This window comes from Flavobacterium sp. C3NV (genome assembly GCF_046825355.2).
In the GTDB taxonomy this organism is placed as follows: Bacteria; Bacteroidota; Bacteroidia; order Flavobacteriales; family Flavobacteriaceae; genus Flavobacterium.
This window is the reverse complement of record NZ_JBKQBJ020000004.1, coordinates 326,719-350,707: the sequence shown is the minus strand read 5'-3', so window position 1 is coordinate 350,707 and position 23,989 is coordinate 326,719. Positions and strand designations below refer to the sequence as shown.

General features: G+C 33.8%; 21 protein-coding genes. 17 read left to right on the top strand and 4 right to left on the bottom strand.

Features of this window, described 5'->3' with window-relative positions:
* The first annotated feature begins 15 nt into the window (after window positions 1-15).
* The 10 genes from ACIDC4_RS08300 (at window position 16) to ACIDC4_RS08255 (ending at window position 8,380) form a co-directional block, all read left to right on the top strand.
* Window positions 16-384 (top strand): nuclear transport factor 2 family protein, encoded by a 369-nt coding sequence (locus ACIDC4_RS08300; RefSeq protein ID WP_412042460.1) that lies wholly within the window; start codon window positions 16-18, stop codon window positions 382-384.
* Window positions 385-663: 279 nt separating this feature from the next.
* Complete coding sequence (locus tag ACIDC4_RS08295; RefSeq protein WP_412042461.1) at window positions 664-1,710, top strand: serine hydrolase domain-containing protein; 1,047 nt, start codon at window positions 664-666, stop codon at window positions 1,708-1,710.
* Window positions 1,711-1,716: 6 nt separating this feature from the next.
* The gene (locus ACIDC4_RS08290) at window positions 1,717-2,139 is read left to right on the top strand and encodes a DUF1801 domain-containing protein (protein ID WP_412042462.1); all 423 of its coding nucleotides are present in this window, start codon (window positions 1,717-1,719) and stop codon (window positions 2,137-2,139) included.
* An 8-nt stretch (window positions 2,140-2,147) separates the two neighbouring features.
* On the top strand, window positions 2,148-3,245 hold the full coding sequence (locus tag ACIDC4_RS08285; protein WP_412042463.1) for an MBL fold metallo-hydrolase: 1,098 nt from the start codon (window positions 2,148-2,150) through the stop codon (window positions 3,243-3,245).
* A gap of 215 nt (window positions 3,246-3,460) precedes the next feature.
* The gene (locus ACIDC4_RS08280) at window positions 3,461-4,585 is read left to right on the top strand and encodes a lactonase family protein (protein ID WP_412042464.1); all 1,125 of its coding nucleotides are present in this window, start codon (window positions 3,461-3,463) and stop codon (window positions 4,583-4,585) included.
* A gap of 301 nt (window positions 4,586-4,886) precedes the next feature.
* Window positions 4,887-5,429: a GNAT family N-acetyltransferase gene (locus ACIDC4_RS08275; RefSeq protein ID WP_412042465.1), complete on the top strand. Its 543-nt coding sequence runs from the start codon at window positions 4,887-4,889 to the stop codon at window positions 5,427-5,429.
* A 386-nt stretch (window positions 5,430-5,815) separates the two neighbouring features.
* Window positions 5,816-6,397, top strand: coding sequence for an LOG family protein (locus ACIDC4_RS08270; RefSeq protein ID WP_412042466.1), 582 nt, complete (start codon window positions 5,816-5,818; stop codon window positions 6,395-6,397).
* Window positions 6,398-6,589: 192 nt separating this feature from the next.
* A complete protein-coding gene (locus ACIDC4_RS08265; RefSeq protein ID WP_412042467.1) occupies window positions 6,590-7,057 on the top strand; it encodes an SRPBCC family protein in 468 nt (155 codons plus the stop codon).
* A gap of 267 nt (window positions 7,058-7,324) precedes the next feature.
* On the top strand, window positions 7,325-7,693 hold the full coding sequence (locus ACIDC4_RS08260) for an iron chaperone (RefSeq protein ID WP_412042468.1): 369 nt from the start codon (window positions 7,325-7,327) through the stop codon (window positions 7,691-7,693).
* Between the two features lie 6 nt (window positions 7,694-7,699).
* Window positions 7,700-8,380, top strand: coding sequence for a 2'-5' RNA ligase family protein (locus tag ACIDC4_RS08255; RefSeq protein ID WP_412042469.1), 681 nt, complete (start codon window positions 7,700-7,702; stop codon window positions 8,378-8,380).
* A 70-nt stretch (window positions 8,381-8,450) separates the two neighbouring features.
* Here the strand turns inward: ACIDC4_RS08255 and ACIDC4_RS08250 are convergent, their stop codons facing one another.
* From ACIDC4_RS08250 to ACIDC4_RS08235, 4 genes are all read right to left on the bottom strand, one after another.
* A complete protein-coding gene (locus tag ACIDC4_RS08250) occupies window positions 8,451-8,813 on the bottom strand; it encodes a VOC family protein (RefSeq protein WP_412042470.1) in 363 nt (120 codons plus the stop codon).
* 87 nt (window positions 8,814-8,900) lie between these two features.
* On the bottom strand, window positions 8,901-9,599 hold the full coding sequence (locus tag ACIDC4_RS08245; protein ID WP_412042471.1) for a VanW family protein: 699 nt from the start codon (window positions 9,597-9,599) through the stop codon (window positions 8,901-8,903).
* A 2-nt stretch (window positions 9,600-9,601) separates the two neighbouring features.
* On the bottom strand, window positions 9,602-10,264 hold the full coding sequence (locus ACIDC4_RS08240; protein ID WP_412042472.1) for a class I SAM-dependent methyltransferase: 663 nt from the start codon (window positions 10,262-10,264) through the stop codon (window positions 9,602-9,604).
* Window positions 10,265-10,320: 56 nt separating this feature from the next.
* Entirely contained in the window at window positions 10,321-12,468 is a 2,148-nt protein-coding gene (locus ACIDC4_RS08235) for a cation:proton antiporter (RefSeq protein ID WP_412042473.1), read from the bottom strand.
* A gap of 318 nt (window positions 12,469-12,786) precedes the next feature.
* Between ACIDC4_RS08235 and ACIDC4_RS08230 the strand changes: the two genes are divergently transcribed.
* The 7 genes from ACIDC4_RS08230 (at window position 12,787) to ACIDC4_RS08200 (ending at window position 23,941) form a co-directional block, all read left to right on the top strand.
* Entirely contained in the window at window positions 12,787-14,214 is a 1,428-nt protein-coding gene (locus ACIDC4_RS08230; protein WP_412042474.1) for an L-serine ammonia-lyase, read from the top strand.
* Window positions 14,215-14,335: 121 nt separating this feature from the next.
* On the top strand, window positions 14,336-15,532 hold the full coding sequence (locus tag ACIDC4_RS08225) for an SH3 domain-containing protein (protein ID WP_412042475.1): 1,197 nt from the start codon (window positions 14,336-14,338) through the stop codon (window positions 15,530-15,532).
* 49 nt (window positions 15,533-15,581) lie between these two features.
* A complete protein-coding gene (gene panB, locus ACIDC4_RS08220) occupies window positions 15,582-16,400 on the top strand; it encodes a 3-methyl-2-oxobutanoate hydroxymethyltransferase (RefSeq protein ID WP_065450501.1) in 819 nt (272 codons plus the stop codon).
* A gap of 391 nt (window positions 16,401-16,791) precedes the next feature.
* Window positions 16,792-17,481: an RluA family pseudouridine synthase gene (locus tag ACIDC4_RS08215; RefSeq protein WP_412042476.1), complete on the top strand. Its 690-nt coding sequence runs from the start codon at window positions 16,792-16,794 to the stop codon at window positions 17,479-17,481.
* 76 nt (window positions 17,482-17,557) lie between these two features.
* On the top strand, window positions 17,558-18,886 hold the full coding sequence (locus ACIDC4_RS08210; RefSeq protein ID WP_412042477.1) for an aldehyde dehydrogenase: 1,329 nt from the start codon (window positions 17,558-17,560) through the stop codon (window positions 18,884-18,886).
* 122 nt (window positions 18,887-19,008) lie between these two features.
* On the top strand, window positions 19,009-19,800 hold the full coding sequence (locus ACIDC4_RS08205; RefSeq protein ID WP_412042478.1) for a DUF2189 domain-containing protein: 792 nt from the start codon (window positions 19,009-19,011) through the stop codon (window positions 19,798-19,800).
* Window positions 19,801-19,891: 91 nt separating this feature from the next.
* Window positions 19,892-23,941 carry a PAS domain S-box protein gene (locus tag ACIDC4_RS08200; protein WP_412042479.1) on the top strand — a complete coding sequence of 1,350 codons (4,050 nt, stop codon included), beginning with the start codon at window positions 19,892-19,894 and terminating at the stop codon, window positions 23,939-23,941.
* Window positions 23,942-23,989: the final 48 nt, after the last annotated feature.

Genomic DNA, 23,989 nt, shown 5'->3' with positions numbered 1-23,989 from the left:
TAAAATTTTAAAATCATGACTAAGAAAGAAATAGCCCAGGACTTTTTAAAACTCGCTGCAAACGGGCATTCTCACGAAGCATTTCGTTTGTATGTTGGTGAAAAGTTTAAACATCATAATGCTTATTTTAAAGGTGATGCCGATACATTGATGCTGGCAATGGAAGAATCTACAAGAACAAACCCGAATAAAGTTTTTAAAATTCATCATATTCTTGAAGATGGCAATCTCGTCGCCGTACATTCGCATTTAAAACAAACTCCTGTAGAACCCGGTTTTGCAGTTGTTCATATTCTGAAATTCAAAGCAGATAAAATTGTCGAATTCTGGGATTTAGGACAACCTGTACCAAAAGAACCTATTAACGAAAATGGAATGTTCTGATTTTAACCGCAAAGAACGCAATGTTTTTTTACTTACGGAGTTTTATAAATTGACAAAGTTAGCAAAGCTTTGTATTGATTTAGTTTTATGGTGAATTTACCGCAAAGAACGCTAAGTTTTTTTATCAATCAGGAAGTTTTAAAACACAAAGTTCGCAAAGCTTTGTATTGATCTAGCTTTGCGAACTTTGCTAATTTATAAATTACATAAACAAAAACATTGCGCTCTTTGCGGTAAAATAGCCGTACAGAGCTTAAACTTGAAACAAAAAAATAAAAAATGACTTCTAATCTTCGAATTACCTTTATATTATCCTCTATCCTCTTATTTTCCAGCAGTTTTTTATCTGCTCAGAAAAAAAACAATTATGCCGCTCAAATTGATAGTTTGATAAGTGTTAGCAATCCAATATTTAATGGAGTTGTACTGATCGCTAAAAACGGAAAAACAGTTTACAATAAAGTATACGGTTTTACCAATTTTGAAACCAGAAAATATTTAAAAACAGACAGTCAATTCGAAATCATGTCGAATACAAGACAAATCACGGCTGTTTTAATCTTAAAAGAAGTAGAACAAGGCCGAATTGATTTACAGGCGCCTATAAAAAAATATTTACCTCAAATGAACCAAACCTGGACAGATTCTGTAACTGTTCACCAACTTTTAAATCATACCCACGGAATCGTTGATTTGAAAAAACCGCTGGCTTTTAAACCCGGAAGTGATTTTAAATATGGAGATTTAGGCTATAGTTTACTGGGGAAAATAATTGAATCTGTTACTAAAAAAAGCTATTACGACGTAGCCAATACCTTTTTTAAAGAGCTAAAGATGAAAAATACGCTGTGCTTTTCTGCAGCGCCAATTAAAAATTTAGTTTCCGGATATGTCAACAACAATAATGCTTTTAAGTTAGTTTCAAGATCGATGATTACGATCGAAAGTACTTCTTCTAACGGAATTGTTTCAACCGCAGGTGATTTAGCAATCTGGAATGAAAATCTGCATAAAGGAAAACTGCTAAAACCAGAAACTTATCAATTACTGTTTAAGTACAATATAACGGCTCAAAATAGTTTCTTCGGCGCAGAAAAAATAGGTTACGGATACGGTTTTAGAATTGTCGATAAAGAACCTATAAAATATGTTGGCCACACAGGTTTAGGTGATGGTTTTTCTTCGATAAATTTATATTTTCCTGAAAGTGATGTAAGTTTAATTATTTTAGAAAACCAAATGAATCAAAATCGTGATTTGTTTTATGCTAACGAAGTGAAAATCAAAAATATTCTGCTGAAAAGCAATTTGCTAAACAAAAAATAAACCACAATGGCAAAGAATAAAACTACCGAAACCAATGAAAGTACTACTGATTTTATAAATACTTTTGTTGAAGATGAAACCAAAAAAAAGGACGCTTTTGAACTCATCAAAATAATGCAGGAAGTAACCCATTTTGAACCCAAAATGTGGGGACCAAGTATTATTGGTTTTGGAAGTTATCATTATAAATATGCCAGCGGTCACGAAGGCGATGCACCTCTTGTGGGGTTTTCTCCACGAAAAGCAGCCATTTCACTTTATATTAATGTTCCAACAGAAAATAGAGACGAATTACTTTCTAAACTTGGGAAACACAAAGCTTCTAAAGGTTGCATCTATGTAAAAAAATTAGCCGATATCAATAGTGAAGTGCTAAAAAAATATGATTTCACTTTCGTTACAACAATAAAAAAAAGACCCAAAAATTAAATACCACCATGACTCTTACACTAATAATTTTATTGTTCGCCATTCTTATTTTTGTTTCGCAACATCCCAGATATGGTAAAAAGCCATCAGGAGAAAGATTGGCCTTAATACAAAAATCACCCAACTATAAAAACGGAAAATTCGAAAACCAAAGTTTTACTCCCGAACTTGCCGAAGGTTATAGTTTCTCTAAAGTTTTCTTTGATTTTTTATTTAAAAAAGTAGATCGCAAAACTCCGTCGGATACTATTCCGTCTGTAAAAACAAATCTACACGAACTTCCTATCGATCAGGATGTTTTGGTTTGGTTTGGACATTCCTCCTATTATATTCAGCTTGAAGGAAAACGTTTTTTGGTTGATCCTGTTTTTAGCGGCAACGCCTCTCCTATTTACGGCACCACAAAAGCATTCAAAGGAACTGATATTTATAGTGCTAATGATATTCCGGAAATTGATTATTTATTGATTACGCACGATCATTATGACCATCTTGATTATGCAACCATCAAGCAACTCCAACCCAAAATAAAAAAAGTGGTTTGCGCTCTTGGCGTTGGTTCACATCTTGAATTTTGGAAATTTCCGAAAGAAATTATCATCGAAAAAGACTGGAATGAAAAAATAGAATTAGATCAGAATCTGACGCTTTACACCACTCCATCCCGACATTTTTCAGGCAGAAGTATTGATCGCTGTAATACTCTTTGGACATCGTTTGTATTAGAAGCCAACAATTTTAAAATGTATTTGGGTGGCGATAGCGGTTACGATACACATTATGCCGAAATTGGCAACAAATTTGGCCCTTTTGATATCGCACTTCTCGATAACGGACAATATAATCCTGCGTGGAAATACATTCACAATCTACCTGAAGATGTCATAAAAGCCATGAAAGAGATAAAAGCGAAAAGAGTATTTCCGGTTCATAATTCAAAATTTCCTTTGTCTCTCCATTCCTGGGATGAGCCTTTGATAAAAGTAACTGAATTGAATGCAGCTTCAGAAAATCCTATTCCGTTAATCACACCAAAAATCGGAGAAGTAGTAGAACTCAGAAACGAAAAACAAGAATTTAAACAATGGTGGAAAGGGGTTAGATGATTTTTGATTTTAGATTGAAGATTTTAGATTGAAAACTGTGATTTAACTGAACCAAAACACCATAGTTTGTCATCCTGACGAAGGAAGGATCACACTAGTTTATCGACAAAGAATCTCGACAATCTTTGCAGAGTTTCTTGTGTGATCCTTCCTTCGTCAGGATGACAAGATTAACAAAAAACTGGAATGTAACTCAGAACCTGAAACAAAAAACCATGAACCAAAAAATATACCTTTTAGCAATTGCTTTTCTCATTACCCTAAATACCTTCTCTCAAAATACTTATGTCTTTCTGGGAAGTTATAACCGGGATCTTAATGCAGAATCTATTCAGGTGTATCAATTAGACACTTTAAAAGGAAAACTCAACAAAGTAACCTCAGCAAAAAATATTATCAATCCATCGTATTTGACTTTATCTCCAAACGGAAAATATCTTTATGCTTGTACTGATACCAAAACACCAAATGCCGGAAGCGTAAGTAGTTTTGAATTTAATCCTGAGAAAAAAACACTTACATTTTTGAACAAACAATCCAGTGGTGGCGAAAATCCGGTTTATCTCTCGGTTCATAAAAGCGGAAAATGGCTGGCAAACGCCAATTACAACGAAGGAAGTGTTTCGGTTCACCCGATATTAGAAAATGGAAAAATAGATTCGATTGCACAAAATTTTCAATATACTGACGGAAGTGTAAATAAAGAAAGACAAACCAAATCTCACGTTCATTCGGCTGTATTTTCGCCTCAAAATGATTATTTATTCCTGCCCGATTTAGGTGCCGATAAAATTCGTTGCTACCGTTTTGATGCAACCCAAAAACAGCCTTTAATAGAAACCAAAATTCCGTTTACCAAAACAGATTTAGAAGCCGGACCAAGACATTTTACTTTTCATCCCAACGAAAAATTTGGTTATTGTATCGAAGAAATGGCAGGCGCAATAAGTGTTTACAAATATCAGGATGGAACTCTAAAACAAATCCAGCGCATCAATACGCATCCGGATACGATAACATCAGGTTTTGAAAGTTCAGACATTCATATTTCGCCTGACGGAAAATTTCTGTATGCGACAAACCGAGGAAAAGAAAACAATATTGCCATTTTTTCTATTGATGAAAATGGTCTTTTGAAAAACATTGGTTATCAATCGACTTTAGGAAATCATCCCAGAGTTTTTGCCCTTGATGAAAGCGGAAAGTTTTTGGTTGCGACCAATGTCAATTCGGGAAACGTAGTAGTTTTTAAAAGAAATCAAAAAACCGGATTGCTTAAAAAAGTGGGAAATGAAGTTAAAATAGAGAATGTTTCCTGTGTTCAGATTAAGAGAATATAATCACATTTTACGTCATTGCGAGGAACGAAGCAATCTCAGGTGCTGTATCGGCAAAAGTTTATAGTATTGTGATTTCGAACACAGATGACACGGATTCGCAAGCGAAGACACAGATTATCGCAGATTTCCTATCGTTTGGCATTTATGCAAAAGCAGAAATGACACAAAATTTATAAATCTTTTATAATCCTTTAATCTGTGGCAAAAAACTTCTTTATCAGAAAACTAAAGTCAATTTTTTATTTTAAATTCGTAGTTCTACGTCAAAATTAGTGGCAAACGAGAATTTAACCTTTATAAAATGACAAAATCAGCATTCAATTTACAACCTGAAATTTTAGAAGACGACATTACAAAATTAGTTCCGCTACAGGAAAGTGATTTTGATGCGCTTTATCAAGTAGCCTCAGATCCATTAATTTGGGAACAACATCCAATCAAAGACCGATATAAAATAGAAGTTTTCAGACCCTTTTTTGATGCGGCAATCAATTCAAAAAGCTCTTTTTTGATTTTGGATAAACAAACAAATGAAATTGTAGGCAATACGCGTTACTACGATTACAATCAGGAGAAATCCAGTATTGCAATTGGTTTTACTTTTATTGGTCGAAAATTCTGGGGCGGACTATATAATAAATCAAATAAAAAACTATTGATTGATTATGCTTTTCAACATGTAGATTCGGTACTATTTCATATTGGTACAGATAATATACGTTCGCAAAAAGCAGTCTCGAAATTAGGCGCTATAAATATTGGCGAAGTAAATAGTATAGGAAATATTCCAGTCAATTTACCTCATTTTGAATATGAATTAAAGGTTGAAAATTATAAATTGTGAGTTGTGAGTTGTGAGTTGTGAGTTGTGAGTTATGAGTCATGAGTTATGAGTTGGAAAATTTCTACTCTTCATTTTGACAAATTAACTTTCAACTGTGCCTTTGGGCACTAAATATTGGTAGTTTTTTTAGGTTATAAAGTTGGTTGCGTGCCGTAGGTTCGCAATAGGATTTTTTGTTGCGTACCTACGGCACGCAAAATCTATTCTAATTCATATTTTTTTCTACCGATCTTTAATGCCTAACGGCACAAAATGCTGTTTTTAATCTTTGCTTTTCATTATCACTTTCAACATTTAACGAATAACAAATAATCCTTTTACTTCTAACATTTTACCTTATAACGAATAACTTCTAACACTTAACGAATAACATATAACTTCTAACAATGAAAAGAATTACAGTTTTCTGCGGATCTAGTTTTGGAACCGAAGAAATTTACAAAGAACAGGCAACATTGCTGGGGCAAACTCTAGCAAAACAAAATATAGAACTGGTTTACGGTGGCGCAAATGTAGGTTTAATGGGAGCTGTAGCCGATGGAATTTTAAACGAAGGCGGAAAAGCAATTGGCGTTTTACCTAACTTTTTAAGATCGAAAGAAATTGCACATTTAGGCCTGACCGAATTGATTTTGGTCGAAAGTATGCACGAAAGAAAAACCAAAATGAACGATTTATGCGATGGCGTAATTGCGCTTCCGGGTGGTTTTGGAACTCTCGAAGAACTTTTCGAAATGCTGACCTGGGCTCAATTAGGGCTTCACAAAAAACCAATCGCCATTTTAAACATCGACGGCTTTTATGATTCTCTAATCGAATTAACAAAAGTAATGGTAGAAAAAGGTTTACTGAAAGAGGCTAATCAGCAAATGCTTTTGGTGAGCGATAATATTGACGATTTATTAGAGCAGATGAAAAATTACGTGGCACCAACCACCGGAAAATGGATTGATAAAGATCAAGTTTAAACAAACTCTAAATCATAGATTATAGAATCCATACAGGTTAAGACTTGTGTGGATTTTTTTTTGAAGTTATTTGGGATTTCTTTCTTAAATTAGGGGTTGTAAAAATTTGTTTCAAGTTTCAAGTTTACACGCCAGTTTTTTGTTTCAAGTTTTACAAATAACATTTTACAGACAACATCTCACCAATAAAAAATGAAAGCAGAAAACAACCACTTCGCAAAAGCCGAAATGCTGATTAGAAAGCCTGTTTCAGAAGTTTTTCAGGCTTTTACAGATCCGGAAATTACAAGTAAATTTTGGTTTACAAAAGGTTCCGGAAAACTAGAACAAGACACTACAACCGAATGGACCTGGGAAATGTATGGTTTTTCATTGACCGTGACAACTCATGTTTTGCAGGAAAATCATAAGATTGTGATCGAATGGGGAAATCCCGACGAATCGACTTTGGTAGAATGGATTTTTAGTCCATTAAACGAAAATGAAACTTTTGTAAGCATTACCAATTCAGGTTTAAAAGGAGATTCGGATAAAATAATCGACCAGGTTCGCAATTCTACCGAAGGTTTTACGCTGGTTTTGGCTGGAGCCAAAGCATATCTGGAGCATAATATTCGGTTGAATTTGGTTTTGGATCGATTTCCTAAAGGACTGGCGTAAAACTTATTTAACCGCAAAGTTCGCAAGGATTTTTTTATTGGACTGAAAATAATCTCGGAAAGTCGCAAGGTCGCGAAGTTTTTTTATTTCACGCAGATTTAAAAAGATTTAGGCTGATATAAACAGATAATATTTTAAAAAAATCTGCGGAAATCTGCGGAATCTGCGTGAAAAAATACTTTCAATCCTTTTAATCCTTTATGCTGATAGCTATCGGGATTGCGAGATTAAAAAAAGAACAAACTTTTAAATAAATTGCATTAAAAAATGGACACAAAGAAACCAGCAAATATCGACGAATATATTGGGGCGTTCCCAAATGACGTTCAGGAAATTCTGGAGAAAGTCAGGGCAACGATTCAGAAGGCGGCGCCGGATGCCAAAGAGAAAATCAGTTATTCGATGCCGGCTTTTGATCAAAACGGAATCGTGGTGTACTTTGCTGCTTTTAAAAATCATATTGGTTTATATGCTTTACCTAGCGGTCATGAGGCTTTTAAGGAAGAACTTTCAAAATATAAATCAGGAAAAGGTTCTGTACAATTTCCTCTCGATCAACCAATGCCTTATGATCTGATTACCAAAATTGTAAAATTCAGGGTAAAAGAAAACCTGGAAAAAGCAAAAAAGAAATAATTTTAAATGGATTTAACCCAACATTACAATCAACTTTACAAAAAATCTTCCGAAGCTATTTTGGCAGGTAATTACAAATTAGATTCACAACTTAATAACGAATCTGATTCGCGGTTCGGAATCACGTTTCTCGTTCGCCCAAGCGAAATCATTAAAGCTAATATTCAGTTGTTTTTAGATGAATTAAAGGCCGTTGAACCTCATCAATATTATTATCCTGATGCTGATATTCATATTACTGTGATGTCTATTATTTCCTGTTACGACGGTTTTACTTTAGATAAAATAAATGTTCACGAATATATCGACCTCATTCAGCAAAGTCTTGTGCATTTAGATACCATAAAAATCGGGTTTCGTGGCGTTACAGCTTCTCCGTCTGCTATAATGATTCAGGGGTTTCCAACGGATGAATCTTTGAATAATTTCAGGGATAAACTTCGGGAGAACTTTAAAAAATCTACTTTAGAACAAAGTATCGATAGTCGTTATACCATTTCAACAGCACATTCGACTGTAATGCGATTTCAGGAAAAACTCGAAAACCCGGAACAATTAATACAAACTGTAGAAAAATTTCGTGATTATAATTTTGGAGAATTCGATGTCGAAAACATAGAATTAGTTTATAACGATTGGTATCAGCGAGAAAAAAACACCATTCGCTTAGCCAATTTTATTATTTGATTTACTCGCCACTATTTTTTTTAGGAATTCAAAAAAAACTTTGTGCCTTCGTGTCTTCGTGGCAAAAAACTTATTTATTAAACTTTCCAAAATGCCATAAAACACCGGAAGGATCGTGCAAAAAACATTCACTTCCCCAATCTAAATGTCGGGTTGGCGTTAGTTTTACACCATATTTTTTGGTTAAGTTTAAGGCCAATAACTGATTGTAATAATCATCGACATCTTCGACTTCAAGGAAAATCATGGTATTTTCGATCCAGTTTTTATCATAATAATCCTGAAGATAAAAGGCTAAATCTCCAGTTTTAAAAACAGAAAACTTTGGATCTAAAATCCCTTCTTCAAAACCTAAATCACGATAAAAACTTCTGGAAACTTCAAAATCTTTGGCTCCAATAAATGGTCGGATAGACAGGGCTTTGTGGTTCATGGTATTTAGTTTTTAAAATTGATCTTTATATGCTATCAAATTTAAGCAAACCATTCAATTTTATTATTTTTTATACCCATCAAAATACTAAAATTCTGCTTTCATTCTTTTGTATTTCGATTGATTGAGTAATTGTCGGTCATTATTCAGAACATTTACAGTAATAAATTCTTTGTCCAATTGAGATTCAAAAAGCAATTCTTTCTCTTTTATGGCTTTTTCGCTCAATAAATTGATATGAATAAAACTCTCTTTTATTTCAATTTTAAACTGAACCGGAAATGGCAAATTATTTTTGATTCTTAAATCTTTATAACCATATACAATCGTTGCATCACAACCTAAGGGTGCAAATCTTGTTTCATTGGTATAAATATCAACAGAATGATTGTGTCTTTCTAAAATTTCTAAACCGGCAATTAAACTAATCTGGTATATAATTCCCGATACCTGACACATGCCGCCTCCATTCTCTTCTACTAATTGACCGTTTACCAAAGTTCTGCTTTTCTTAAAATCCTGATTTGGATTTCCTACCACTTTAAAAAAAGAAAAAATTTGGTTTGGTTCAAGAACATATTTGTTAATCCTTTTTGAAGCCAGCAGAATATTATGCAACTTATTATCAAAAGTCTGACTGGGTTTTATTTCCTGTGTTAATGTTATTGCATAACGAAAGGCAAAATCGTTTTGGCATTTTTTAGAAAACCGGAACAAATCTTTGGTCCATAAATCCTTTTTAAATCTAAGCAATAACTTAAGGCTAATCTTGAGTGGTTTCAACATATTCATTTCTTCTGTAACTCTATAATTAAATAAGAACTGTATTCTTTCAGGAATGAATTGGCCAAAAACGAATCTAACGGCAATAGAAATTTACGGCAAAAATCAGGAAATCTATGAATTGGAAAAAACAATAATCCGGAAGTTCTTTTAATGATAAAATCTGGATTTGCTTTTACATCAGCAATGCTTAAACTACTTGCTCCGTGCCAGCTTGTTTTTTTATACCCCAATAAATTTCGTCTTTTTCGCGACGGAATATCAAAGATAATTCGACCGTTCTTTTTTAAAACCCGATTGGATTCTTTCAAAACCCGATCAATTTTATTTAGATCCAGATGCATCAAAAAATGAAAACTGATAATGGTATCAATAGAATTATCAGCTAAAAGAATCGCATCACCTTCATTTTGCAGAAACGTTTTTTCAGGAAACTTTCGTTTAGCAACTGCAATCATTTCAGCACTTGCATCGACACCAATCGAAGCATAATTTAATAATCTTCCCGTCCCGCAAGCCAGGTCCAGAATTTGTCCCTTTTTATCAGTCAATAACTTATCGAGAATTTTTCGTTCTTGTGAGTCGATAAAATTTCCATACGAATTATCAAATCTATCCTGATCGTAAGTACTGGCCAGATCATTATAATAATGTACTATTTCGTTCATTTTTAATTTTTAAGACAAAATCAAAAATAATAAAAATCTTACTCGAAAAACATTTTTTATCCTTTATTAAAAATACTTCCCAAACCACGGCCAATTTGTTCAATCGCTTCAAGTCCTTTTGTTAATGGCGTAGCAGTAAAATCTTCGTAGGCATCCATAGAAGTTCCTTTGCGATCGTCTTGCGAATACACTAAAATAAGATTGTTGTCATCGAATGATTTTTCGAATTTCTGAGGTAGTTTATCAAAAATTGACTGGTACGAAACAGAACCTTTTCGAGAAAGATTAAAAACGATCAAATCGTTTGGTTTTATTTCATCAGAAATCGATTCAAAATCATCCCAATCCATAATACTCTTAAAGCCCAGCTTAGCATTCAGTTTTAAATTAGCTGCAATTTGCTGAATCGTTTGATGTGTTTTATATTCGGCATAAATTATAATCGGAATACTTAATTCCTGCGATAATCGGCAGATTTTCTGTAATAATAAATGAAACCCAACTCCTCTTTCTGAGAAAGGCGGACAAATAAACACCAGTCTTTTTTCTTCTATAAAAGTCTTTTGAAATCTGCAGATGAATAAACTTTTATCTACATTATTAATAATCGAATCTACGTTTTCTCCAAAAATTTTATCCAGAAAACCTGTTTTTCTGGGCCATCCCACGATCACAATATCCGACATGATTTCTTTTGAAGTTCTGGCAATTCCGCTTGCAGGATTATGGTCAATTCTGGCAATGGTATTTATTTTTACTTCTGAAGCCGATGCCTGAATGACGAATTTATCAACTGCTTTTCGATACTTTAATATATTTTTTTCGGCCTGATCATTATTAGGAACAATCGTTAATAAGGTTACCGGATTAGCCGATTTTTTATCTTTTATTAAAAGCGCAAAATCTAATAAAGTGGCTGTCGCCGAAGTTTTGGCCAGCGGAATCATAATATGTTCGTCCAGAATCTGATCGCTATGCGCATCTTCATGAGAAACTTCTTCCTCGCAAATCGCGATTTTCTTGGCGGCTTTTTCAGTCGCAAACGAAGCTACAATACAGGTAATTAATATTAAAATAATAGTTCCGTTTAAGATATTTTCATCCAGAATCTTCGCTTTAAAACCCACTAAAATAACCGCCAACGTTGCAGCGGCATGTGCACTGCTTAACCCGAAAATAAGTTGTCTTTCGGTTCTGGTATATTTAAAAACTATCTGGGTAAAAAATGCTGCCGTCCATTTCCCGAAAATTGCCACAACACTCAACGTTCCGGCAACAATTAATGCCGTTGGTCCGCTAAGGATTACGCTGATATCGACTAACATTCCCACCGAAATCAGGAAAAACGGAATAAACAATGAATTCCCAATAAATTCAATTCGGTTCATCAGTGCAGACGAATGCGGAATTAAGGGATTCAAAGCCAAACCGGCAACGAACGCACCAATAATAGGCTCTACTCCTGCTACTTCGGCCAAAAATGCTGCAAAGAAAACTACAGAAAGTACAAAAATATAATGCGCGTGTTTTTCGCTTTCTAATTTTTTAAAGAACCACTTGGCAATTTTTGGTATAACCAAAAACATAATCGCGGAGAAAATCGCCAGTGAAACCGTCAGTTTTATCCAGAAAGCCTGATTCAGATTGCCCTGGCTGCTCCCCATAATAACGGCCAGAATAATCAAAACGGCAGTATCTGTTAATATCGTTCCACCTACCGTTATGGCAACCGCCTGATTTTTTGCAATACCAAGTTTACTCACAATTGGGTAAGCTACCAGCGTGTGCGTGGCAAACATACTTGCGGTAAGGAAACTGGCATTAAAATCGTATTGCAGTAAATAATAACAAACCGGAAAACCTATGGTTAAAGGGAAGATAAACGTAAAAAAACCGAACAATAAACTCTTATTTCTGTTGGCTTTAAACTCATTCATATCGAGTTCAAGACCGGCAATAAACATGATGTACAAAAGTCCTATTGTCGAAAATAAATCTACGGCTGAGTTTTTAGCTAAAATATTAAGTCCGTGTGGTCCTATGATTACTCCTGAAATAATAAGTCCTATGATTCCGGGGATATTTATTTTTTTTAATAAAATGGGTGACAAGAGAATAATGAAGAGTATTAACGAGAAAATCAATACTGGGTTGCTAAGTGGTAATTCGAATTCTTGTAAAAAATGCTTGAAAAATTCTATCATAATGTAATTTTATCTTCTTTGTGGTATTTTAATTTTTCGCGAAAGGTGTATCCAAATTAAAATGAAATCGCCAGAAGTTATGGTTTACCGATTTATTTTTAGAATTATAAAACCGGATTCTTTAGTGATTGTTTCATTACAAAAATACCTAAAAAAAATACGAACTTTTCACGAAAACCGCATATTAAGTAATAATTTTTGTTTCGTTGCCAAATTATTAATATTTAATATTTTTTTTAACAAAACTGCAACATTAACAAACGAAAATAAATGTTCATTGCATTATTCAATTATCTTTGTCTTAATAAATATTGCACAATGGAAGAATGTATCTCTGTTTTTGATATGCTTAAAATTGGCGTTGGCCCCTCAAGTTCACATACTTTAGGGCCTTGGAGAGCCGCTGAACGTTTTTTAGAAGAGTTAAAAGACGAATCAATTTTAGACCAGATTAAACGTGTAAAAGTCGATTTATACGGATCGCTTTCTTTAACAGGAAAAGGTCACGCTACAGATTTATCTGTAATGTTGGGTTTAAGCGGGCAAGATCCCGAATATATCCCCGTTGATAATATTGCCGGAATCATTAAAACGATCGAAGACAACAACGAGATTATTCTGGCTAATGAATATAAAATTCCGTTTCATTTTCTTCAGGATATTGTGTTCAATAAAGAATTTCTTCCTTTTCATGCTAACGGACTAAAATTTACGGCTTATAAAGCGGATGATTCTGAATACGAATCTACTTTTTATTCTATAGGTGGAGGTTTTGTCGTAAAAGAAGAACGCACAAATGCCAAAATCAAAGAGGTCATAAAATGTGCTTTCCCTTTCCCGATTCAAAATGCGGTTGAACTTTTAAATTATACGGTTTCAGAGAACAAATCCATTTCGGAAATTGTTTATGAAAACGAAAAATCGATGCGTCCGGAAGCAGAAATTCACTCAGAATTGATGCGTATCTGGAACACGATGTTAGAATGTATGTACATTGGCTGTCATACCGGAGGAATTCTCCCGGGCGGATTAAACGTTCGCAGAAGAGCTTTTGATATGCACCAAAACTTAATAGGTTTATCAAATTATTCCAATCCGCAAACGTGGCTGGAAGAAATCAGAAAAACCGAAGTAAAATTTCGTCAAATCCTAAAATGGGTAAGTTGTTTTGCACTTGCCGTGAATGAAGTAAACGCTTCTTTAGGCCGCGTGGTTACAGCTCCCACAAACGGAAGCGCTGGTGTAATTCCGGCGGTTTTAATGTATTATCTGGTTATTGAAAATCATGATGCAGGCGAAAAAGAAATCAAACAATTTTTGATGGTTGCCGGAGAAATTGGAAGTATCTTCAAGAAAGGTTCTACAATCTCGGCTGCAATGGGCGGTTGCCAGGCCGAAATTGGTGTTTCGTCATCGATGGCTGCAGCAGCTCTTTGCGAATTAATGGGCGGAACTCCTGCTCAGGTTTTAATGGCTGCCGAAATCGCTATGGAACATCACCTTGGTTTAACCTGCGACCCAATTGGCGGTTTGGTTCAGATTCCGTGTATCGAAAGAAATACAATGGGTGCCATAAAAGCAATAAATGCTGCCGAATTAGCCCTTGAAACCGACTCTAAAAATGCAAAAGTACCACTTGATAAAGTAATCAATACCATGTGGCAAACGGCAAAAGACATGAATTCTAAATACAAAGAAACCTCTGAAGGCGGATTGGCAATTGCTGTAAATATGGCGGATTGCTAAAATAATTATTTGCCACAGATTAAAGGATTTACACAGATTAAATAAGTATGAATTAAGTATATTAAAAAAATCTTTTTAAATCCTTTAATCTGTGGCAAAAAAACTCTTCCAAATTTATTCCATGAAAAAATATTACTTTCTTATAGCAATCTTATCCTCTGTTTTATTGCATGCTCAGGAACGTTATTTCCTTAATTCGGATACGCGTTTGTATACTGCTGCAAATACTGCTGCTGAGTTTTTGGGTTATTTTAAATATGGTGCCGAAGTACAATTATTATCCGAAAGCAAAAACGGCTGGTATAAAGTAAAAGCCGATAATTTATCTGAAGGTTATATTCCGGAGCAATATGTCGCAACACGATTAAATGCCAAAGATGTCAAAGTAAGAGACAACGAAAATCCTATTTTAGAAGGCGGAGACAATTATTATGGCGGCAATCACCTTTTTGTTTTGGTTGCAGGTTTAAAGGCGCGTGCACAACCCGATAAAAACTCAAAAATTAGAGAAATTTTATTTGTTGGTGATCCTGTAGCCATTAATTATCTTCCAAAAAATGAAGACGAATGGGTAAATATTAGTGGTCAGTTTAGCGACGAATATGCCAGGTTTACGCTAAGAAAGTTTGTTGGCAAAAGACCTGATTTTAATACCTTATTAAAAGATTTCGACAAACTCGATGTAAATAATGTTACAGAACGTAAAACTGTAGGCGAACGACTAGTGCAACTCGCCTGGAATAGCGACAATGCTAAACTAATTCCCGCTTATCAAAGATATTATGAGGTCGTAAAGCAATTAAATGATCCTAAACTTATTGATGATACCGAGTTGAATATGGCTATAGCCAAAGGATTAGTAAAGCATAAAAAACAGGAAGAAATTACGGCCTTTACCAAAAAATCAGAATTTGTGGTAAAAGGCTTAAAAACCAAATCATTATTTTTTACTCAAAAAGAGTTAATAAATGCATTGGGCAATCCGGTAAGAAAAGCCACAATAAGCGATGAATGTGGTCTCTATATTAGCGAACTTTTTTATTATTATCCGGATTTAGAAGCTTCTGTAGATGAAAAAGAAAACAAAGCAGAGGTTATAAAGATTTTCATCAATCAAACCAACAAACTTGTTTTCAATGTCAATACCGCATTAGACAGCTCATTAACCGAAAAAAACTTTATCGAAAAATACGGTACTTATATTGGGGCATCAATAAAAAACCCACATTCATACTCTATACCATTAGAAGACAGCCATTTTGAAATAGAATTTAAAGATGGAAAATTATTTGCCATCGAAATAATCTACTATTGCTGATTTCAATCTATAATTATTCAATACTTTTACATCTTCAAAAAAAAATAAAATGTCAGTAGCAAAAAAAGATTATAAAAGAATCACAACAAAGTCATTGATCGAAATGAAAAGCAACGGAGAAAAAATCTCTATGCTTACGGCTTACGATTTTACAATGGCTAAAATTGTTGACACCGCAGGAGTCGATGTGATTTTAGTGGGCGATTCAGCATCAAATGTTATGGCGGGTCACGAAACGACATTGCCAATTACTTTAGATCAAATGATATATCACGCTTCATCTGTAGTTCGCGCTGTAGAGAGAGCTTTGGTTGTGGTAGATTTACCTTTTGGAAGTTACCAGTCTGATCCAAAAGAAGCTTTGCGTTCTGCTATTCGAATCATGAAAGAAAGTGGCGGTCACGCTGTGAAACTTGAAGGAGGAAAAGAAATTAAAGAATCTATCAAAAAAATATTAAACGCAGGAATTCCTGTTATGGGACATTTGGGTTTAACACCTCAATCGATCTACAAATTCGGAACTTACAGCGTTCGCGCCAAAGAAGATCAGGAAGCCGAAAAACTAATCGAAGATGCCAAATTGCTTGAAAAAGTAGGTTGTTTTGCTGTTGTTTTAGAAAAAATCCCAGCGGATTTAGCTAAAAAAGTAGCCGAAAGTATTTCGATTCCGGTTATTGGTATCGGTGCCGGAGGTGGCGTTGACGGACAAGTTTTGGTGATTCACGATATGTTAGGAATGAACAATGAATTCAGCCCTCGTTTCTTACGTCGCTATTTAAATTTATACGAAGAAATGACAAAAGCAATTGGTCAATATGCCGCTGATGTTAAGTCGAGTGATTTTCCTAATTCTGGGGAACAATATTAATTTTTTTTTTAAGGTTCTGAGATGCTAAGGAAATAAGGTTCTAAGTTTTTCTTTAAATTAAGAATTTTAAACACAATCTTGTCAGGCTGAGCGGAGTCGAAGCCCACGAAAGTAACTCGGCAAAGAAAATTTTACCGCAAAGTCCGCAAAGGATTACGCAAAGTTCGCAAAGTTTTATGAACTACGCTTTGCTTTAAGATCGCAAAGGGATTGTGTTTAAAAAAGCTTAACTTAATAACATTGTAGTTCGGGACTAAGTTTTTTTTAAATTAAATAGCCTCCAGCTTTAGCTGGAGGAAAATTTTAAATTTACCAAAAGGCTTTAGCCAAATTCTTTTAATCTAAAATCTAATATCCGAAATCTAATATCTAAAATTACCCAAAGTCTAAAATGAAAATTCTTTCTAACAAAAACAATCTCCAAATTCTACACGAAGACAACCATATTATTGTGGTTAATAAACGCGTGGGCGATATTGTGCAAGGCGATAAAACAGGTGATAAACCTTTATCTGATGTTGTAAAAGAATACATTAAAGACAAATACAATAAACCTGGTGATGTATTTTTGGGCGTAATTCATCGTTTAGATCGTCCTACGACCGGAATTGTGGTTTTTGCCAGAACAAGTAAAGCATTAACACGAATGAACGAAATGTTCAGCAATCGTGAAACTCAAAAAACGTATTGGGCAGTTGTGAAGAATAAACCTCAGGAAACAAGTGCCAAATTGGTTCATTATCTTAAAAGAAACGAAAAAAACAATACTTCAAAAGCACATTTAAAAGAAGTTCCGGATAGCAAACTGGCCAGTTTAGATTATACTGTTTTTAAAGAACTTCAGAATTACGTGGCACTTGAAATCAATTTACATACAGGTCGCCATCACCAAATTAGGGCACAATTAGCTGCTATTGGATCACCCATTAAAGGCGATTTAAAATATGGTTTTGACCGAAGTAATCCTGATGGCGGAATTCATCTTCATGCCAGAAAATTGGTTTTCGTTCATCCTGTTTCTAAAGAAAATATAACAATCACAGCGCCAACTCCGGATGAAACTATTTGGAACGCCCTTTGATTTTATGATACAATTGTTAATTTTTTAATTTTTATCGATTAACTTGCATAGTCAAAAATCAAGTGAAATCATAAAAATGGACTATAAAAACGACATCGGATACAGAAAAGAAACGCTAAAAAAACTGTTGTATAACATTCAGAAAAGCGAAGACTTAATTGCAAAAGCTTTATACGATGATTTTAAAAAGCCAGAATTTGAAGCTGTTTTAACCGAAACCAACTATGTTATTTCGGACTTAAAAGACACTATCAAAAACATTCATAAATGGGCAAAACGAAAACGTGTTTTTCCTTCTCTTCTTAACTTTCCTTCTACAGATTATATTTATAAAGAACCTTACGGAGATGTTTTAGTCATTGCACCGTGGAATTATCCATTTCAATTGGCTTTATGCCCTTTGATTGCCGCAGTTGCAGCCGGAAACAGAGTAGTTTTAAAACCATCTGAACTTACACCCAACACCTCAGCAATAATCGCTAAAATCATCGAAAAAACATTCCACGTCAATCATGTTGAAGTTTTTGAAGGCGGTGTAGAAGTTTCCAATCAACTACTGGCAAAACGCTGGGATTATATTTTCTTTACAGGAAGCGTTGCTGTTGGGAAAGTTGTAGCAAAAGCCGCAGCCGAAAATCTAACGCCAATTACGCTTGAACTTGGCGGGAAAAACCCTTGTATTATTGATGAAACGGCGAATTTGAAACTGGCCGCGAAACGTATTGTCTGGGGTAAATTTATTAATGCAGGCCAGACTTGCATTGCTCCGGATTATATTTTGATTCAAAAAAACATGAAGGTTAATTTCATTTCTTTTTTGATTGAGGAAATCATAAAAGCATATGGAAAAAAAATGGACAAATCTCCGGATTTCGCCCGTATTATCAATACCAAAAACTGGCTGCGATTAGCCAGTATGATCGAACCTGAGAAAGTGATTTTTGGAGGAGAAACAAATGCTAACGAACTTTACATTTCACCAACTTTAATCGAAGAACCGGCATTGGATAGTCCTGTTATGAAAGAAGAAATTTTTGGTCCTATTTTACCTATTCTTATTTATGAAACAGAAGCTGACATCGAAAACGTGATTAGCCGCTATGAGAAACCTCTTTCATTTTATGTTTTTAGTGAAAATAAATCATTTGCCAAAAAATTAATTAAAACCTATTCGTTTGGAGGTGGCTGTATCAATGATACTGTGGCTCATTTTTCTAACAAAAGACTGCCTTTTGGCGGAGTTGGCCATAGTGGTATGGGCGCTTATCATGGTCAATTGAGCTTCGATATTTTTTCTCACCATAAAGCTGTCGTAAAAAAAGCAAACTGGCTCGATTTACCCATGAGATATGCACCTTACAAAGATAAATTAGCTTCAATAAAAAGAATATTAGACTGGATTTAATAGCAAAAACAATTTCGTAATGTTTTTGAGATTTTCATATGAATTTGATTAAAAATATTATATTTACGTCACATTATTTATCTTAAATACCGGAATATAAAACAATTCTACTTTTACACAAAATGAAATCCACACTTGATCAAATCAAAGACATTAAGAATCATGGTTATACCTTAGATTTTTCAACTGTCTTTAACAATGCTTTTGAAAACTATAAAAAAATAGCACTTTACGCAGGGTTAATATTATTAGTTTTTTCTATACTTTTTGGTATTATTGGTTCTATTCTTTTAGCCGTAATATTTGGTGTAGAAAAATTAAATAATCCCGCTTTCTTTTCGATTAAACCTACACAATTATCAAGCCTTCAACTGTTTTATTATATTGCGGGAACAGTCTTGTTTTCGGCGATTTTAAGTCCTTTTGGTGCAGGATTCCTAAAAATGGCGTATTGTGCAGACCGAGATCAGGAATTTAATGTCTCGACGATTTTTACTTATTATAAATCAAAAAAGTTTTTACAAATATTTTTAGCCACTGCCATTATTTCATTGTTCAGTGTGTCTGTATCTACATTTTTCGAAATGCAAAATCTAAATCTGGCTGGACTTGTGGTTTCGTTGATGACTTCGTATTTTACATTTTTAATGATTCCGCTTATTGTATTTGGAGACTTAAAAGCTATTGATGCCATCACATCGAGTTTTATTCTGATTGCAAAACAGCCCATCGTACTTTTAGGATTAATGATCACCATTGTTGTTGCTCTGATTATTGGCTTTATGGCTCTTTTTATCGGAATTCTATTTACTGTACCGCTTAGTTATTCAATGACATACGCTATATATTATGCAATTTTCAAAAATGATAAAGAAGATCCAATTGATTCAATTGGGCAATCGGATTTAGAATAAAATAGAAAATTCTACGTAAAAAAAGAGCCTAACCTACTCTCTTTAGAATTTTCAAAAAACTATTTACTAAACCAAACATACCTCAAATTCTATGGTAGAGAACTATAGTTTTTTCAATTCGTTGATTTCAGGAATTGCCTCACTTGGTAATGCCCTAAAATCAATCATTGCAAACTGGTATGTTTTTACTTCCGACATTATTTTTTACAACAATCCTAAAATTATTCTTTTAGGACTGGCACTGTTTGGCCTTCTCGGAGTTCTTATTTATCAATTCTTTAAGATAAAGACAAGCATTGGCTATTTCATAGAAAAAAAATTAGAAGCTGAAACAACCAACAGAGAATATCAACTCTATATTTTATTTTTTGGAATTGCGATTATCGTTATCGAAATCATCAACGAACTTTTTAAAATAAGACCTAAAAGTTTATTGATCGTCAATGTTTCCATCGGATTTTCGGTGCTGATTATTTACTTCGTAACCAACAAAATTAAATTTCTAAGAGATAGGGTTCAGTCTCTGTTCATCTTCTTTTTCTTTATTTACATCGCTTACATTGGGCACAACATTATTTTCCTCTCAAAAGATGTTATTCCAATTATTGTCTTTTTAATCTCATTTTTCTTTTCTTATACGATCTTAAAACCCATAAAAGTATACTGGTTTTTTGTTGGTTTAGTTTTTACTTTTCTAATCGTAACTGTTATTTTTCATTTGATTTCTTTAAAATCATCAATTATATTAATCAATTTTTCGATCTTAATTTTTATTATCAATCAGGTTAAATATGCCGTTTTATTGAATAATACAGATAATTTCAGGTTTACAAACGAAATTGTACATAAGGGAAACTCATTGACAATTGCCACCAATAAAAAAAACGAGGTATTATTTTGCAGCGAAACCATAATGTCAATTTTAGGATATCAGCCAGATGAAGTTATGGGTTTGAAATTTTGGAAACTCACCAAAGAAACGGACTTTATCGAAGAGATAAAAAATTTAAACAACGAGGAAAACAAACTTTATATTCGAAAATTAAAAAGTAAAAATGGGGAATACAAGTATATCCAGTGGAAAGACAAAAAATTCTCTGAGGACTTAATTATCAGTATCGGACAGGATGTTACCGAGCAAATAAATGTTCAGGATCAATATAAAAACCTGATTCAGACCGCGACAGATATTATATTTGAAATCGATAGTGAAGGTTATTTTACTTTTGTTAATGATTTTGGGTTTTCGATTTTGGGTTATTCTGAAAATGAGATTATAGCACAGCATTATTCGAATTTTATTCATGAAAACTACCAACGAAATGCGGTTGATTTTTATGAAAACCTGGATATCAATGAAAACAATTTTCCTTCTATAGAAATTCCGATTTTAAAGAAAAACGGAAAAACTTTATGGATCTCCCAAAAGATTATAGTTCGAAAAAATGATTTAGGCCAAACCATTGGTTATGCCGGAATAGCGAGAGATATTACCGATATTAAAAACATAGAAAACGAAAAAAAGAAGCGTCTTAAAAAAATTGAAGCTTACAATTATTCTACAAAAAAATTATCGACCTCGGATTTTAGTAAATATGAGACTCTTGATAGCGTTGTTGATTATATCATTAAAGAAGCGGCCACGGTTACCAAAACAAACAGGGTAAGTTTTTGGAAATATGACAAAGATTTAATTAGTTGTAAAAATCTATTTAGCGTTGACAATCAAAACTTAAGCGACAAAAATATATTAGATAAGGAATCGTATCCTATTTATTTTGAAACTTTAAAAAACAAAGCCATTATCAATGCCCCAGATGTTTTTAATAAATTAGAAACATCTGAATTTCAGAAACTTTATTTTACTAAAAATCATATCAAATCAATGCTTGATGTTCCTATTTTTCTGAGCGGACAATTGGGCGGCGTGGTTTGTTTTGAAAGTACTCAGGAAAAAAGAGACTGGGATAATGAAGATATCAATTATGCCAGAACAATTTCGGATGTTATTTCGCTGGCGATTTCGTCGCAAAAGCGTCTGGAAGCTGAGCGAAGATTAGAGTTTAAAAGTCAGCTGTTATCGGCACTTTCTTTATGCACAGAGAAATTTTTGCTGAGTAAAACCACGCACGAAATGTTTCAGGAAACATATGAAATAATTGGTAAAGCGGCCAAAGTTGATCATATGTATTACTACGAAAGAGATTTTAATACAAATTGCGTCTCGCAAAAATACAAATGGTCAAGAAAAGGAATTGAACATCAAATTACCGAATTACAACAACTTACAGAAGATAATTTACAGGAAGTTTACGAAGCGGCAAATAACAGAAAGATCTTAAACAAGCTTACTCGTAAACTTGGTGATACTTTTTTTAAACAATTATTAATTGATAACGAAATCAAATCTATCTTGATTTTGCCTTTGTTTATTAATGATCTTTTTACCGGTTTTATTGGCTTTGATGATTGTACCAATGAAAAAAAATGGTCTGAAGAAGAAATCTATATCTTTCAGGTTCTTGCCAACAATATTTCATCGGCATTAGAAAGAAATCGAAATGAAACCAAAATCCTCGAAAGTGAAGAAAAATTTAAACTAATCGCCAACAATATTCCCGGTACCGTTTATTTATCAAAATTTGATGCCTTTTCGACCAAAATTTTCCTGAATGATGAAATTGCGAATTTAACCGGTTATTCGAAATCAGAATTTATTGAAAATAATTTATCTTTTCTTTCACTGATACACCCTGATGACAAGGACGAAGTAATCAATAATCAGGTTGATAACTTACAAAACGGCATGCCTTTGCACAATACATACAGAATTCGTCGAAAGACTGGCGAATATATCTGGGTAGAAGAATTTGGTGATGTTATTAAAAAAGGAGATGAAATTGAATTTGTTGGTGGAATTTATTTTGACATCACCAACAAAAAAGAAACTGAAGATGCGATAAAAGCCAAGCAACTGGCCGAAGCGGCAAACAAATCCAAATCAGACTTTTTGGCCAATATGTCACATGAAATCAGAACGCCTTTGAACGGTATTATTGGTTTTACGCATTTACTAATGAAAACTGAATTAGAAGAAATTCAGGAAAAATACATGACCACCATCAATCAGTCGGCGCATTCATTGTTGGAGATTATAAATGATATTCTTGATTTCTCAAAAATTGAAGCCGGAAAGCTCGAACTTTTTATTGATTTGTATGATATTAAAAAAGTACTGGGGCAGGTTTTTGATTTAATTGTTTACGAATCGAACCAAAAAAATCTTAATCTGGAATTGAATGTAGATCCTGATGTTCCCAAATACATTTGGACCGATATTGTGAGAATCAAACAAATTTTGATCAATTTACTGTCGAATGCCGTGAAATTTACCAATGAAGGATCGATTAAACTCAATGTGTCTGTTCTGGAAAAAAACAAAAGCGGCAATTGCGTTATTCGATTCTCTGTTATCGATACCGGAATTGGGATTCTGGAGAAAAATCAGAAGAAAATTTTTAAAGCTTTTTCACAAGAAGACAGTTCTACAACGCGCAAATTTGGAGGAACCGGTTTGGGCTTAACAATATCCAATCAGCTTCTGGCTTTAATGGATAGCCGATTGCAATTGGAAAGCAAGATTGATATTGGAAGTAATTTTTATTTTGATTTAAATTTAAAAACCAGCAACCAAAGCATCAATGAAAAATACAACGCCGAACTTAAAAAAATTAATCTTGAATTAAGCGCTAATGCTGGCCAAAACCATAAAAACATTACTTTTTTGATTGTAGAAGACAACAAAGTAAATATGTTGCTACTAAAAACTATTATTAAAAATCTGTATGGTACCGCTTATATTTATGAATGCGAAAATGGCCACGAAGCTGTAAATCAATTTGAGAGCATTAATCCTGATCTTATTTTTATGGACATTCAGATGCCGGTTATGAACGGCTATGAAACCACAAAAGCAATCAGAAATACAATTACCGGAAAAGATATTCCTATAATTGCCGTAACGGCGGGCGCGGAAAAAGACGAAAGAAATAAATGCTTATCGGCAGGAATGGACGATTATATTTCGAAACCCATTATTAAAGGTACTGTAGAAGAAGCCTTATCAAAATGGTTAAAATAGTTCAAACTAATTTGTTTCATTTTAACAATAATTCCTAAAAAATATATA